The 15,079-nt window shown below is 70.7% G+C and carries 12 protein-coding genes; 7 read left to right on the top strand and 5 right to left on the bottom strand.

Annotation, left to right across the window (positions count from 1 at the left end; translation table 11 throughout):
- Positions 1-40 precede the first annotated feature (40 nt).
- Positions 41-1,192, top strand: coding sequence for a dipeptidase (locus tag OG509_RS15400; protein ID WP_406183140.1), 1,152 nt, complete (start codon positions 41-43; stop codon positions 1,190-1,192).
- 72 nt (positions 1,193-1,264) lie between these two features.
- Here the strand turns inward: OG509_RS15400 and OG509_RS15395 are convergent, their stop codons facing one another.
- Positions 1,265-2,608 carry a UDP-glucose dehydrogenase family protein gene (locus tag OG509_RS15395; protein ID WP_385589487.1) on the bottom strand — a complete coding sequence of 448 codons (1,344 nt, stop codon included), beginning with the start codon at positions 2,606-2,608 and terminating at the stop codon, positions 1,265-1,267.
- Positions 2,609-2,802: 194 nt separating this feature from the next.
- Here OG509_RS15395 and OG509_RS15390 point away from each other — a divergent pair, with 194 nt between their 5' ends.
- The gene (locus tag OG509_RS15390; RefSeq protein WP_030156437.1) at positions 2,803-3,960 is read left to right on the top strand and encodes an acyl-CoA dehydrogenase family protein; all 1,158 of its coding nucleotides are present in this window, start codon (positions 2,803-2,805) and stop codon (positions 3,958-3,960) included.
- On the opposite strand, the gene OG509_RS15385 is transcribed toward OG509_RS15390, so the two are convergent.
- Both OG509_RS15385 and OG509_RS15380 read right to left on the bottom strand, forming a co-directional pair.
- A complete protein-coding gene (locus OG509_RS15385) occupies positions 3,927-4,736 on the bottom strand; it encodes a class I SAM-dependent methyltransferase (RefSeq protein WP_406183139.1) in 810 nt (269 codons plus the stop codon). The genes OG509_RS15390 and OG509_RS15385 overlap by 34 nt on opposite strands.
- Before the next feature lie 68 nt (positions 4,737-4,804).
- Positions 4,805-5,266: a glycine-rich domain-containing protein gene (locus OG509_RS15380; RefSeq protein WP_406183138.1), complete on the bottom strand. Its 462-nt coding sequence runs from the start codon at positions 5,264-5,266 to the stop codon at positions 4,805-4,807.
- 233 nt (positions 5,267-5,499) lie between these two features.
- Here OG509_RS15380 and OG509_RS15375 point away from each other — a divergent pair, with 233 nt between their 5' ends.
- From OG509_RS15375 to OG509_RS15360, 4 genes are all read left to right on the top strand, one after another.
- Positions 5,500-6,276, top strand: coding sequence for a helix-turn-helix domain-containing protein (locus tag OG509_RS15375; protein ID WP_406183137.1), 777 nt, complete (start codon positions 5,500-5,502; stop codon positions 6,274-6,276).
- A gap of 202 nt (positions 6,277-6,478) precedes the next feature.
- On the top strand, positions 6,479-7,687 hold the full coding sequence (locus OG509_RS15370) for an LCP family protein (protein WP_406183136.1): 1,209 nt from the start codon (positions 6,479-6,481) through the stop codon (positions 7,685-7,687).
- Between the two features lie 224 nt (positions 7,688-7,911).
- Positions 7,912-9,678: an LCP family protein gene (locus OG509_RS15365; protein ID WP_406183135.1), complete on the top strand. Its 1,767-nt coding sequence runs from the start codon at positions 7,912-7,914 to the stop codon at positions 9,676-9,678.
- 234 nt (positions 9,679-9,912) lie between these two features.
- Positions 9,913-11,589 (top strand): LCP family protein, encoded by a 1,677-nt coding sequence (locus tag OG509_RS15360; RefSeq protein ID WP_406183134.1) that lies wholly within the window; start codon positions 9,913-9,915, stop codon positions 11,587-11,589.
- 111 nt (positions 11,590-11,700) lie between these two features.
- Here OG509_RS15360 and OG509_RS15355 read toward each other — a convergent pair whose 3' ends face one another.
- A complete protein-coding gene (locus OG509_RS15355; protein ID WP_406183133.1) occupies positions 11,701-12,744 on the bottom strand; it encodes a glycosyltransferase family 2 protein in 1,044 nt (347 codons plus the stop codon).
- Between the two features lie 204 nt (positions 12,745-12,948).
- On the opposite strand from OG509_RS15355, the gene OG509_RS15350 reads away from it, so the two are divergent.
- Positions 12,949-14,451 carry an LCP family protein gene (locus OG509_RS15350; RefSeq protein ID WP_406183132.1) on the top strand — a complete coding sequence of 501 codons (1,503 nt, stop codon included), beginning with the start codon at positions 12,949-12,951 and terminating at the stop codon, positions 14,449-14,451.
- A 25-nt stretch (positions 14,452-14,476) separates the two neighbouring features.
- Here OG509_RS15350 and OG509_RS15345 read toward each other — a convergent pair whose 3' ends face one another.
- Positions 14,477-15,028 carry an acyl-CoA thioesterase gene (locus OG509_RS15345; RefSeq protein WP_030156426.1) on the bottom strand — a complete coding sequence of 184 codons (552 nt, stop codon included), beginning with the start codon at positions 15,026-15,028 and terminating at the stop codon, positions 14,477-14,479.
- Positions 15,029-15,079: the final 51 nt, after the last annotated feature.

Below are 15,079 nucleotides of genomic sequence, written 5' to 3'. Positions count from 1 at the left end.
GCCACATCTGCCGGGCGGCCCGGCCGCCTGGCGTGTCACGGTGGCAGCATCTCTCTCCCTGCTGCCGCCGAGACCGGAGCCGAACGCCATGGCCGACCTGCAGGATGAACCGAACGCCGCCTATGCGGCGCACACCGCGTACGCCGCCGAAACGGTCCCCGTGGGCCCCGGCTCCGCCCGAGCCGAGGACACGCCCGCCCCGGTGGCGGGCAGCGCCCTGGAACGGGCCGTCGCGCTGCTGTCCGTACATCCCGTCGCCGACGGGTACAACACCCTCGTATGGACCCTGCGCCAGAGCCCGTACCACGACATCGAAACGCCCGACAGCGGTGTCGACACCGACATCCCGAGGCTGCGCGCCGGCGGGGTCGGCGCCCAGTTCTGGTCGCTGCTGCCGCCGCGCGAGGCCGCGGGCGCCGACCAGGTGGTGTCCGACACCCTCGACCAGATCGACGTGGCGCTGGCCCTGATGCGCCGTTACCCGGACGGCCTGTGCCTCGCGCTGACCGCGGACGACATGGCCGATGCCCGCAACCGGGGCCGGATCGCCTCGTTCCTGGGCCCCGTACCCGGACGTACGCTGACCGATTCGCTGGGCGCGCTGCGCGCCTTCCACGCACTGGGCGTACGGATCCTCGCGCCCGCGGGAGCGCCCTGGGCCCGGGAGGAGCTGTCGCCCTTCGGCCACGAGGTGGTCAAGGAGATGAACCGGCTGGCGATGCTGGTGGACCTGACCGGCTGCACGCCGGAGGTGGCCTGCCAGCTCGCGGGTGCCTCCAAGGCCCCGGTGGTCGTCTCGCACACGGCGGCCGCGGCGCTGAACCCGCATCCGGGGAACGTGACCGACGAGGTGCTGCTGGCCCTGCGGGCCGCGCAGGGTCTGGCGATGGTCACCTTCGACGCCGCGCAGACCGGGGACTCCCTGCACGCGGTGGCCGACCACGTGGAACACGTACGGGCCGTCGCCGGCCCGGACTGCGTCGGCCTCGGCGCCACCTTCGGCACCGAGCCGGGCGTCCCCCGGCCGACGGGTCTGACCGATCCCTCCGGCTATCCGCGGCTGGTCGCGGAACTGCTGGAGCGGGGCTGGTCGGAAACCGACCTGGCCCTGCTGACCTGGGGCAACGCCCAGAGGGTGCTGCGCGGCGCGGAGTTCACGGCCCGCGCCGCCCAGCACCGCAGACCGGCGTGATCCAGGCCCCCGGTCCAGGTCCCCGGTCCGGGTCCCGGTTCAGGTCCCCGGTTCCGGTCCCTGGTCCGGGGTTCAGGCCCGCGGGCGGCCCATCGCGCGGTACGTCCAGCCGGCCGCGCGCCAGCGGTCGGTGTCCAGGGCGTTGCGGCCGTCGAGGATCAGACGGTCGGTGACGACGGCGCCCAGCTCCACCGGGTCGAGGTCGCGGAACTCGCGCCACTCGGTGAGGTGCAGGACGACCTCCGCGCCGCGGGCCGCCTCCAGCGCCGAGTCCGCGTACCCGAGCGTCGGGAAGACGCGGCGGGCGTTGTCCATGCCCTTCGGGTCGTAGACGGTGACCTGGCCGCCCTGGAGGTGGATCTGCCCGGCCACGTTCAGCGCGGGGGAGTCGCGTACGTCGTCGGAGTCCGGCTTGAAGGTGGCGCCGAGCACCGCGACCCGCTTGCCGAGGAAGGATCCGCCCACGGCCTCGCGGGCCAGCTCGACCATGTGGCCGCGGCGGCGCATGTTGATGGAGTCGACCTCGCGCAGGAAGGTCAGCGCCTGGTCCGCGCCGAGCTCGCCCGCGCGCGCCATGAAGGCCCGGATGTCCTTGGGCAGGCAGCCGCCGCCGAAGCCGATGCCGGCGCGCAGGAACTTCTTGCCGATGCGGTCGTCGTGCCCGATGGCCTCGGCCAGCTTGACCACGTCGCCGCCGGCGGCCTCGCAGACCTCCGCCATCGCGTTGATGAAGGAGATCTTGGTGGCGAGGAAGGAATTGGCGGCGGTCTTGACGAGCTCGGCGGTCGGGAAGTCGGTCACCACCAGCGGGGTGCCCTCCGCCATGGGCGTCCCGTACACCTCGCGCAGCACCTTCTCGCCGCGGTCGCCCTGGACGCCGATCACGATCCGGTCGGGGTGCAGGGTGTCCTGTACGGCGAAGCCCTCCCGCAGGAACTCCGGGTTCCACGCCAGCTCGACCTCGTCGCCGGCCGGGGCCAGCCCGGCCAGCTTCGCGGCGAGCCGCTCCGCCGAGCCCACGGGCACGGTGGACTTGCCGACGACCAGGACCGGCCGGGTCAGGTGCGGGGCGAGGGACTCGATCGCGGAGTCGACGTAACTCATGTCGCACGCGTACTCGCCGTGCTTCTGCGGGGTGTTCACGCAGACGAAGTGGACGTCGCCGAAGGCGCCGACCTCCTCCCAGGACTGCGTGAAGCGCAGCCGCCCGGTGGAGCCCGGCAGGCCCTCGACGTGCGCGGCGAGGAGTTCCTCCAGCCCGGGCTCGTACATCGGCACCCGGCCCGCGGACAGCATCTCGATCTTCTCCGGCACCACGTCCAGCCCGAGCACCTCGAAGCCCAGCTCCGCCATCGCCGCAGCGTGGGTGGCGCCGAGGTAGCCGGTGCCGATCACAGTGATCCTGAGGGGGGCCATGGGTGCTCCAGAGGTGCGGGGCCGTTTGCGGCCACTGAGCATAGTCGGGCCGGTCCGGGGGGACGTTCCCCAGGAGACCCGGCTGTCACGCAGCTCACGTACCCCGTACATATCGCTGCCGGGACGCCGGACACTAAGATTTGGGTTACTTAACGGTAGTTAGCATCACGCATCACACTTGGGGAGTGAGAGTCTTGGCGGGTTCTGCCGACTTCGACCTGTACCGCCCGGCCGAGGAGCACGACATGCTCCGCGAGTCCGTCCGCTCGCTCGCCGAGGCGAAGATCCTGCCGTTCGCCGCCGCGGTCGACGAGGAGGCCCGCTTCCCGCAGGAGGCCCACGACGCGCTCGTCGCCAACGACCTGCACGCCGTCCACGTCCCCGAGATCTACGGCGGCGCCGGCGCGGACGCGCTGGCCACCGTGATCGTGATCGAGGAGGTGGCCCGCGTCTGCGCGTCCTCCTCCCTGATCCCGGCCGTGAACAAGCTCGGCTCGCTCCCGGTGATCCTCTCCGGCTCCGAGGACCTGAAGAAGAAGTACCTCGGCCCGCTGGCCAAGGGCGACGGCATGTTCTCGTACTGCCTCTCCGAGCCCGACGCGGGCTCGGACGCCGCCGGCATGAAGACCCGCGCCGTGCGCGACGGGGACTTCTGGGTCCTCAACGGCGTCAAGCGCTGGATCACCAACGCGGGCGTCTCCGAGTACTACACGGTCATGGCCGTGACGGACCCGGAGAAGCGCTCGAAGGGCATCAGCGCCTTCGTCGTCGAGAAGTCCGACGAGGGCGTCTCCTTCGGCGCCCCGGAGAAGAAGCTCGGCATCAAGGGCTCCCCGACCCGCGAGGTCTACCTCGACAACGTGCGGATCCCGGCCGACCGCATGATCGGCGCCGAGGGCACCGGCTTCGCCACGGCGATGAAGACCCTCGACCACACCCGCATCACCATCGCCGCCCAGGCGCTCGGCATCGCCCAGGGCGCCCTGGACTACGCCAAGGGCTACGTCCAGGAGCGCAAGCAGTTCGGCAAGCCGATCGGCGACTTCCAGGGCGTGCAGTTCATGCTCGCCGACATGGCCATGAAGGTCTCGGCCGCCCGTGCCCTGACCTACCAGGCCGCCGCCGCCTCCGAGCGCGGTGACGCCGACCTGACGTACCTGGGCGCGGCGGCCAAGTGCTTCGCCTCCGACATCGCCATGGAGGTCACCACGGACGCCGTCCAGCTCCTCGGCGGCTATGGCTACACCCGCGACTACCCGGTCGAGCGCATGATGCGCGACGCGAAGATCACCCAGATTTATGAGGGAACGAATCAGGTTCAGCGGATCGTCATGGCGAGGAACCTGCCGTAGCAGGGTTTTCGCAGGTCAGCCGCCTTCTCCGGTGATCCCGGAGCGGCGGTCGGCTTCCGCTCCGTTCGGGCCCGAAGGCCCCCGGCGTGATGCTGGGGGCCTTCCCTCACGGCGCGGACCAGGAGCGTGCCCGTGGTGCGCTTGTCCTCCTCAGGGGCCGGGAGCACAGCAGCAGTCACCTCGGGAAACCCGTACTCCTTGAGGAGCGAGCACCAGATATCGGGCTGGTAGTCCCACCGCTTCACGATGGCGGGGTCTTCCTCGGGGCCGCGAGGGATGTACGACGCTTGGCACCCGTAGCAGCCTTCGACGGGCGGCCGCTGAGAGAAGGCGAACACCCCGCCCGGCTTGAGGGTGGCGTGAACGATGGGGAGCAGTAGGCCGGGGTCGGTGAACCAGGCGACGCCGAAGACGCTGAACACGGCGTCGAAAATGGTGAAGGTCTCGCCGAGGTAGGCCAGGGCCTCGCCCTGGTGCAGTTCCATGCCGCCCACGTCCGGCCACCGCTCCCGGGCCTTGTCGAGCTGCTTCGCGGAGATGTCCACGCCGATGGCCTTGATACCGAGGGTGGCAAGGTGGGCGAGGTTTCCACCGGACCCGCAACCGAGGTCGAGTGCGGTGTCACCCGGGTTGAGTGCCAGTACCTCGGCGCCGGGGCCGTGGTCGGCGTACTGGGTCCAGTTGAACCAGGTGGTTTCACCCTTGGCGTTGGTCTGCCTTCGCTGGGGCTTGCTCTGCGAATAGGTGTCCCATGCGGCGCTGCGAGCGTCAGTCATCGGTGTCCGTTCTCGGTCATGGCGACAGCCGCCCGGCACGATACCGGGCGGCTGACGCGGGGGACCGGCTAGTTGCTGACGGGGCTGTCAGAGCACCCGGCGTAGGACTGGGTGCAGTCGGCCGCGCCGTCGAGGGGCCAGAACTCGGGGTCGGTCCGGTATCCGGCCTCGCGGATCACGCCGGCCGTCCGGCGCATCGCGGCCCGGCCCTCTGCGGGGTTGTGGCCGCTGTTGCGGTCCGGGAAGTGGTGGATGAACCCGCCGCCGAGCGCGTCGCAGAAATCGGCGTACGGCTTGGTGTGCAGCACGAACGCGTGCCAGAACAGATCCACGCGGAGGCTGGGGGTCACCTTCTCCGTGGTGGTCGCGGCGACGGCGAGGAACGCGGCGAGCTGCTCCACGCCCCGGTTGCCCTGGTCGTCGGTGACCTCCGGCCAGTAGTCCTCGCGGACCATGGTGATGAGGTCGGCCCGGAGGCTGGAGCCGATCAGGTTCAGGGTGCTGCTGGTGTTATGCCGGGTGATCGTCACTGTTGTGCCTTCCTTGTCGATACGGAACCTCGGGGGCACTTGCAGGGGGGTGCCGGACGCCATGAGGCTGAGAGGTCACCGCGTCCGTGAGCTAGATGTTCCTGCCGCCGGAAGGGCAGAGCGACGACACTTCGGGCGTCAGCTCGGCGTCTCTCGGCAGGGCGGCGTCATTGACGCCCCCAGGGGCGTCAAACCGGTGCCATTACACGGGGGTTGGGTCTAGCTTTGACGTCGTGACGACGACCGCCGTGGTGCCCAATGACGTGCTGCGGGCCGTGCGTATCGGCTTGCGCTTGAGCCAAGACGACTTTGCCAAGGCCTTGCGCCGGGCAGGGGAACAGCTGGGAGAACCCAACGAAGCGTCGAAGCGTCTGGTGCAGCGCTGGGAGTCAGGCACGAGCAAGACACCCCGAGGCGTGTACGCGAGGGCGTTGGAGCGGGTCACCGGCCGACCCGTCGAGGCCCTGGGGTTCTCCCTGCCCGTGCCGATGGCGAGGGTCCACGCAGACGGGACAGGAGGGCACGACATGGATACAGGGGCAGAGGGTGTCACCTACGCCGTAGGGGCTCAGTCGGCTGCACCGAGCGTCGCGGAGACGTTCGCGGGGGTATGGCTCAGCCGATACGAGTTCTACTCGTCCAGCCGGGGAGACACGTACGAGGGCAAGCACTACGTCGTGATCGTCCAGCACGGCAACCGGCTGACCGCTCATAGCTTGCCGGGGGCGTCGTCGAACCCGGACAGCCCGCTCACGCTGGATCTGACCGTTGACCGCAACGTGGTGACCGGGTCATGGGTGGAGCAGACCGCTTCGGACGGCTATTACAACGGGGCCCGCTACCACGGGGCCGTTCAGCTCCTGGTCGAGCCGACCGGGCGACGGATGGCCGGGAAGTGGGTCGGCTTCGGGAAGGACTTTGACGTGAACACGGGGCCGTGGGAACTGCGGCTTGTGGACAAGTCCACATCGAAGGCGACGTTGGAGCGATACAGCCGCGCCCCCGAGTAAGGGCCGGACAGCAGATAGCCCACAGCCCGTGAACGGCCCCCGGCGTTGTGTCGGGGGCCGTTCGTGTTGCTGCTATTTGTCACCCACATGGGTCTAGACAGGGGGCTGTCCCCGGGCCGGGGTGGTGGGGTGGGGGCACGATCGGCTGGGGTCGTGGTTTCAGTCGTACGGCCCGCACGTGTGGTGAGGGGACGGAACGCCAGTGACGGACAGCGCAGGCATACCGGGCGGCACCGAAGCGGCCGGAGGCTCCTCGAAGTCTCCGCGCGGCCGCCGGCGCCGCCTGCTGCGCTGGATCGCGCTCGGGCTGGCCCTGCTGGTCCTGTGCGGGGCCGCGGCCGGCTGGTGGCTCTACCGCAAGCTCGACGGGAACATCACCGAGGACACCTCCGCGGCGGCCGAGCTGGAGCGCTACGAGCGCGAGCGCCCCACGCACGCTGTCGGCGGTTCGCAGAACATCCTGCTGATCGGCTCGGACTCGCGCTCCGGCAAGGAGAACGCCCGCTACGGGCAGGACCGCGGCACCGAGCGCTCGGACACCGCGATCCTGCTGCACCTGCCCGCGGACCGCAGGAGCGCCACCGCGGTCTCGATACCCCGGGACCTGATGACCTGGATCCCGGCCTGCCTGACGGCGGACGGGAACCGCAGCGCCGAGCGGCTCGCGCAGTTCAACTGGGCGTACCAGTGGGGCGGGGCCGCCTGCACGATCCGTACGGTCGAGAAACTCACCGGAATCCGGATCGACCACCACATGGTGGTGGATTTCGGCGGGTTCAAGAAGATGGTCGACGCGGTCGGCGGGGTGGAGATCTGCCTCAAGCAGCCGATGGACGACTCCGAGGCGAAGCTGAAGCTCCCGGCCGGCCGGCAGACCCTGCACGGCGAGCAGGCCCTCGGCTTCGTCCGCGCCCGCTACAGCCTGGGCAACGGCAGCGACACCGAACGGATGGAGCGCCAGCAGCAGTTCCTAGGCTCGCTGGTCAAGAAGGTGCAGAGCACCGGGGTGCTGCTGAACCCGGGCCGGCTGTACCCGCTGCTGGACGCGGCGACCTCCTCGGTGACCACGGACCCGGGACTTGCCTCGCTGCGCGGCCTGTACGAACTGGTACGGGGCGTCCGGGACATACCGGCCGAGCAGGTCAAGTTCCTGACGGTGCCCCGCCGCCCGTACGCCGCCGACCCGAACCGGGACGAGCTGGTGCAGCCGGAGGCGGCCCAACTCTTCGAGCAGCTGCGGATGGACAGGCCGCTCACGGTGACCCCGCCGACGGCCGAAACCGAACAGGCCCCGGAGACCGGCCGCGCCGCCGAAGGCGAGGCCTCGGCGCCCCCGAAGGGAACCGGATCCGCCCCCGCGCCCGTCCCCACCTTCACGGGAACCACGGCGGGTACGGCCGATTGCCGGTAAAGCAATCCCCAAAGCCGGTGTCCGAACCGAAGGCCTTGAGGGGTTTGCCCCGTTATAAGGGGAGTGGAATTTGTCACCACCATGGTTTGCAGTTGACCAGGGCGGATAGGGTGAGCGATCCGGTGCCCCGGCCAGAAAAGAGGCCGTGCACCAGCAGCCGGATCGTTGACCGGGCGTCTTGGGGGAGACGCGTCGCGAGGCACCGACGGAGGATTCGAGCAACCGTGGATGCGCAAAGCCGTGGGCGGGCAGACGAGATCGACCCCGCAGACCAGTGGGTGCTCAACCCCCGCACTGGCAACTACGAACTGCGACTGGACCGTTCCGCTGCGCAGCAGCAGCCCTCCGTCGCCGCACCTCGCAGACCGTCGTCGGCCCGCGCCGGTGCGCCGGGCGCGCCGGCGGCACCCAAGGCCCCCAAGACCCCCAAGGCCCCGTCCCCGGCGGTGCCCTCGCCGCGGCGCGGCGAGGGTCCGCCCGGGCGGCGCGGCGGCCGGCCGCGCAAGGGCGGCGGAGGTGGCGGCGGCCGGCGCAAGAAGATCCTGGTCGTCATCGGCGGCACCCTGGCGTTCCTGCTGGTCGGCGGTTCGGTCGGCGCGTACCTCTACTACGACCACCTGAACAACAACCTCAACGTCACCGACGTCGGCGACGCGGGCACGGGCGGGTTCAAGAAGGATCAGCCCATCAACATCCTGGTCATCGGCACCGACAAGCGCAGCGGCGCCGGCAACGAGGGCTACGGGGACGCGGACAGCGTCGGCCACGCCGACACCACGATCCTCTTCCACGTCTCCAAGGACCGCAGCAACGCCACCGCGCTGTCCATCCCGCGCGACCTGATCACGAACATCCCGGCCTGCCCGACGAAGCAGCCGGACGGTTCGACGAAGACCATCCCCGGCGAGAAGGGGACCCGGTTCAACATCAGCCTCGGCCAGGAGGGCCGCGACCCGGGCTGCACCATGCGTACGGTGAAGGAGATCACCGGGATCACCGTCGACAACTTCATGATGGTCGACTTCAACGCGGTGAAGGTGCTGAGCACGGCGGTCGGCGGCGTTCCGGTCTGCCTCGCGAAGCCCGTGGACGACAAGGACTCCAAGCTCAAGCTGGACGCCGGCGAGCACCGGCTGCAGGGCGAGCAGGCCCTGGCCTTCGTACGGACCCGGCACTCGTTCGGCAACCACGGAGACCTCGACCGGATCAAGACCCAGCAGCAGTTCCTGGGCTCGATGATGCGCGAGATGAAGTCGAAGGAGACGCTGACCAGTCCGAAGAAGTTCTTCTCCCTCGCGGAGGCGGCCACCAAGTCGCTGACCGTCGACTCGGGCATAGGGTCCATCGACAAACTCACCAACCTCGCCGGTGAGTTGAAGGACATGGACCTGAAGAACATCACCTTCACCACGCTCCCTGTGCTCGACAACCCGGCCGAGCCCGAGGGCAAGAAGGCGACCGTCGTCATCGAGCACGGGTCGGCCGATCCGCTGCTGAAGATGATCCAGGGGGACGTCTCCCTGACGGAGGTCGAGAAGAAGGAGCAGGCGGCGAAGGACGCGGCCGACGCGGAGGCCAAGGGCAAGGCGGACGCCCTGCTCCAGGGCAACCGCGCCCCGGCCGGCGACGTACGGGTGGACGTCTACAACGGCGGAGGCCCCAGCGGCTCCGCGTCCACCACGCTGGCCTGGCTGCAGAACAGCAAGGGCGTGAACAAGGCCAGCAACCGGGGCAACGCGCCCGCCAAGGTCGACACGACCCAGCTGGAGTACGCGCCCAACCAGGCCGACCAGGCCCGGGCGCTGGCCGACATGATGGGGCTGCCGGCCACGGCGCTGAAGATGGGTTCGGCCGACGCCGCGCCCAAGACCCCGATGAAGCTGACGCTCGGCGCAGACTTCAAGGGGGCGGGGGTCTCGCTGAACGCGCCGCAGAAGGCTCCGGATGACATCCAGCGGGTCGAGGCCGACAAGGCGATCTGCGCCAAGTAAGGCGGCCGAGGCAGGCAGGGACGCAAGGCCGCGGGCGCGCGGACGGGCCGGCCGGGAGCCGGCCCGCCGGCCGCGGCGCCGCACCACGGCAGGGCAGGCGAGCCGAGCACGACCGAGCAAGGCCAGCAGCCGGGCCAGCAGGGCCGGTGGAACCGACACAGGCACCGACACAGGCACCGACACAGGCACCGACACCGGCACACCACGACACGAAGTGAATCTTGAGGGGGACGTGTGAGGCACAGCAGCGTGCGAGGGGAGGGGGCGCCCGCCCGGTCCGGTGAGATATCCGGCGGCGGGTCCGGCGGGTCCGGTGCGTCCGCCGCCGTCCCCGGACCGAGAGGCGGGGCCGGCGACGGCGCCCCCCAGCGCCGCGGCCGGCGGCGGGTGCTGCGCTGGGTGTCCTCCGTACTGTCGCTCCTCATACTCGTGACGGCGGCGGGCGGCTACCTCTACTACCGCCACCTCAACGGCAGCATCAAGACGGACGTCCTGAACCTCGGCGAGAACAAGCTGGGCGGCTCCAAGCCCAACGCCTTCGGCCAGACCCCGCTGAACATCCTCCTCATCGGCTCCGACGCCCGTGACGACGCGGCCAACCAGGCCCTCGGCGGGGCCAAGGACACCTTCGACGGCCCGCCCCTCGCGGACGTGCAGATGCTGCTGCACCTGTCGGCCGACCGCAGCAACATGTCGGTCGTCTCCATGCCGCGCGACACGATGCTGATGATGCCGAAGTGCACCGAGCCGGGCGGCAAGGTCCACCAGGCCAGCAGGGGCCTCGTGCAGACCAACGAGTCCCTCAGCCGGGGTGGGCCGGGCTGCACCGTCGCCGCCTGGACGGAGCTCACGCACATCCCGATCGACCACTTCATGATGATCGACTTCAAGGGCGTGGTGACGATGGCGGACGCCATCGGCGGCGTCCCCGTCTGCGTCCAGCAGAACGTGGAGTCGCGCACCCGCGACGGCAAGGGCTCCGGCCTGAAGCTGCCCGCCGGTACGAACACCATCCAGGGCGAGCAGGCCCTGCAGTGGCTGCGCACCCGCTACGGCTTCGAGGACGGCACCGACCTCGGCCGCACCCACGCCCAGCACATGTACATGAACTCGATGGCCCGCGAGTTCCGCAAGAACGCCAAGCTCAGCAACCCGGTGAAGCTCAACAGCCTGGCGCAGGCGGCCATCAAGGCCATGGTCGTGGACCCCGGCCTGGACAAGATCGACAAGCTGTACGACCTCAGCGTGGAGCTCAAGAAGGTCCCCACCGGGCGGATCACCATGACCACCATGCCGTGGGTGTACAGCGCCCGCGAGGAGGGCCGGGTCGAGCCCAAGCCGGTCGAGGCCGAGGCCCTGTTCCGGATGGTCCGCGAGGACATCGCGCTCGACGGCAAGGGCTCCGGGAACCCGAACCCGGACGGCACCCCGTCCTCGCCGGCCGCCTCCCCCTCGACCGCGCCCCCGTCCCAGCCGGCCGCCGATCCGGCCGCGCCCCCGGCGAAGATCGCGGTGAGCGTGCGCAACGCGACCGGCGGCAAGGACGGCGCCCAGACCCGGGTCAAGGGCCGGGCCGACGAAGTCGCCGCCATCCTGGTCGGCAAGGGCTTCACCAAGGCCCTCTCCACCACGCAGACCGGGGCCGAGGACACCACCGTGGTCCGTTTCTCCAGCCCCGAACTGGCGGGTGACGCGGCGGCCGTGGCCACCGCGCTCGGGCTGCCGGCGAGCGCCGTGGAGAAGACCGAGGACGTCACCGGGATCGTGCTGTTCGTCGGCAAGGACTGGCGGACCGGCAACGCGCCGACCCCGCCGCCGCCCGCCCCGACCAAGGCCCCGGACTCGGCCCGTCCGCTCAACGGCGACGACGACAAGGAGTGCATGGCGATCCAGCCGGGCTTCACCTGGTAGGACCCGTACACCCTGGTAGGACCCCTGCACCCCGGTAAGACCCGTACACGACGAAGGGGCCCGGTGGCGACAGCGCCACCGGGCCCCTTCACACGTACGTACGCGGCCTGCTCAGACCCCGCTGGCCAGGTCCCGGTGCACCGCCGGGCGGCGGCTCGCGATGACCTTGGCCGCGAGCGAGCGCGGGCTGGTCAGGAAGCCGAAGCCCCAGGACATGTGCATGGTGGCCATGGCCACCGGGATCTGCGCCCGGGCCTTGAGGGAGAGCCCCTTGCCGGCCGGGATCGAGCCCACGGCGACCGCCGCGAGGTAGCCGGCCGGGACCACGAACCCCCACGGGCTGACGGCCGCGCCGACCACGACACCCGCGGCGATCGCGCACAGGGCGGTCGGCGAGGCGAGGTAGCGCAGGTTGATCGAGCCCGAGTGGTAGCGGGCCACCACGTGACGCCAGCGGCCGTAGTCCTTGTACTGCTTGGCGAGCGCCCGTACGGAGGGCCGCGGCCGGTACTGCACCTTCAGCTCGGGCGAGAACCAGATGAGCCCGCCGGCCTCGCGGATGCGGAAGTTCAGCTCCCAGTCCTGGGCGCGGATGAACTCCTCGTTGTAGCCGCCCGCCCGCTCCAGCGCCTCGCGGCGGAAGACACCCAGGTAGACGGTGTCGGCCGGGCCGGCCTTGCCTCCGGTGTGGAAGGCCGCGTTGCCGACGCCGATCTTGGAGGTCATCGCCGCTGCGACGGCGTCCTCCCAGGCGTTCTCGCCCTCGGCGTGCATGATGCCGCCGACGTTCTGCGCACCGGTCTCCTCCAGGAGGCGGACCGCGGTGGCGATGTAGTTCGGCGAGAGCATGCCGTGGCCGTCGACGCGTACCACGATCGGGTGACGCGAGGCCTTGATGGCGGCATTGAGGGCGGCCGGGGTGCGGCCGGAGGGGTTCGGAACGGTGACGACGCGGGCACGTTTACCGGATGCGGTCTCGCGTACGAGCTCGGCGGCGATCTCGTCGGTGCGGTCCGTGGACGGCCCCAGCGCGATCACCACCTCCATCTCACCGGCGTACTCCTGTCCGAGGATGTGGCGGACGGAGTCACGCAGATGGCGCTCCTCGTTGAGCACCGGCATGATCACCGAGACTGCGGGCTGCTGGGCGGGCATGTGGTCCTTCAAGGTCGGGTATCGGTGTCACGTTACCGCGTACGGGGGAAACGGGTGCGCGCCGCATGATCGGTAGGGACAGCAGCTGATCGTATGGGCCTACTGTTCTGACGATCTGCCCGATGTGTCCGGCCCTGATGCGCCGGACCCTGATGTGTCTGGTTCGTTCCCGTCGGCCCTGCTGCCCCCGCGGAGGTGTCCCCCGTGCCCCAGCCGCACCGTCCCACCCGACCCGCCCGGCCCCCGGGGCCGCAGCGCGCGCGGCGCGGCGGTGCTCCGGACCGGCGCCGGGGGGACGACCGGCCCCGGTGGGGGGTACGGCTGGCGGCCGGGCTGGCGGTGGCGGTACTGGGCTCCGGGGCGATCGGGCACGCGGTGATGACCGGTCTGGACACCGGGATCGAGCGGGTGGACCCGTTCAAGGACATGAAGAACCGGCCGCAGGCCGGACACGGACTGAACTTCCTGCTGGTCGGCACCGACGGACGGGACAAGATCACCCCCGCGGACAAGCGCGAGTACCGCCTCGGCGGCGCCCCCTGCCACTGCACCGACACCGTCATGCTGGTGCACCTCTCCGCCGACCGGGAGCGGGCCAGCGTGGTCAGCCTGCCCCGCGACAGCTACGCCGAGCTGCCCGAGCACCGCGACGAGTCCAGCGGGAAACAGCACGGGCCGCACCCCGTGAAGCTGAACGCGGCGTACGCGGAGGGCGGGCCGCAGCTGACCGTGCGGACCGTCGAGAGCATGACCCGCGTGAAGATCGACCACTACCTGGAGGTCGACTTCACCAGCTTCATGAAGACGGTCGACGCGATGGGCGGCGTGGAGATCTGCACGGCCAAGGCCCTGCGCGACCAGAACACAGGCCTGGACCTGCTGCCCGGCAGCCACCGGCTCAGCGGCGGACAGGCCCTGCAGTACGTGCGCTCGCGCCACGTGGACGGAGCCGCCGACCTCGGCCGGATGCAGCGCCAGCAGCGGTTCGTCGCGGCCCTGATCAAGCAGGCCACCGGCGGCGGGGTGCTGCTGAACCCGGTGAAGTTCAAGGAGGTCAGCGCCACGCTGCTGGGCTCGGTCCGGGCCGACCGGGGCTTCGGCTCGGAGCAGATGCTGGCCCTGGGACAGGCCCTGCGCGATTTCACCCCGGCGTCGTCGGAGTTCGCCTCGGTCCCGATCGGGAACCCCTCGTACCCCGTCAAGGGCATCGGCTCGACGGTGAAGTGGGACGAGCCGAAGGCCGCGAAGCTCTTCGAGGCGCTGCGCCTGGACCGGCCGCTGGCCCCCGCCGTGCCGGGGCGGCAGCCCGTGGGCAGGCCGCAGCAGCAGCCCGCGGTGCCGGTGGACGTACCGCCGCAGCAGATCCGGGTGCAGGTGGAGAACGGCACCCGGATCGACGGGCTCGGCGGGCGGGTGGACGCGGCGCTGCGCGCCACCGGCTTCGACACCACCCGGGCCCCGGGCAACGGCGCGAGCCGCGACGTCAAGCGCACGGTGGTCGCGTACGACCCGCGCTGGGACCGCTCGGCCCGTACGGTGTCCACCGCGCTGCCCGGCAGCGAGCTGCGGGCGGTGGCGGGCCAGGGGCGGACGGTGCTGGTGATCGCCGGGGCGGACTACCGGAAGGTGGTGCCGGTCCGGCCCGAGGACCCGAACCAGGGCCAGTACGGGGTGGTCACGGGCGACCAGGTGATCTGCGGGAACTGACGGGTGTCACGGGAACTGCCGGACCTCAGTCGTCGTCGAAGCCCTGGGCCGCGCGCTCCTCGCGCAGAGCCATGATCGCCCGGCGCCGGGCCAGCCGGTGCGTGCGGCGGATCTGGGCCTCCTGGTTGCGGCGCCGGTCCTGGTCGGTCTCGGGGAGCACCGGCGGGACCGTGCGCGGCTTGCCCTCGGCGTCCACGGCGGTGAAGACGAGGTACGCGCTGCCGACCTGGGTGGCGGGGGTGGACTCGTTCCACCGCTCCGCCAGGACCCGTACGCCGATCTCCATGGAGGAGCGGCCGGTCCAGTTGCACTGGGCCTTCACGTGGACGAGGTCGCCCACGCGGACCGGGGCGAGGAAGGCCATCTCGTCCATGGACGCGGTGACGGCGGGGCCGCCGGAGTGGCGCCCGGCGACGGCACCCGCCGCGTCGTCCACCAGCTTCATGATCACGCCGCCGTGCACGGTGCCGAGGAGGTTGGTGTCGTTGGCCGTCATGATGTGGCTGAGCGTGGTCCGCGAGGCCGAGATCGGCTTGCCCTGGGGTTCGCCGGCCGCCCGGCCCGGTATCTCTGTCATGCGCCTACCTTAAAGCCGACGCGCAGGCATCAGCTCTGCAACAGCACCGGA

It is taken from the genome of Streptomyces sp. NBC_01006 (genome assembly GCF_045162725.1).
GTDB lineage: Bacteria > Actinomycetota > Actinomycetes > Streptomycetales > Streptomycetaceae > Streptomyces.
This window is presented reverse-complemented; position numbering and strand designations above follow the sequence as displayed.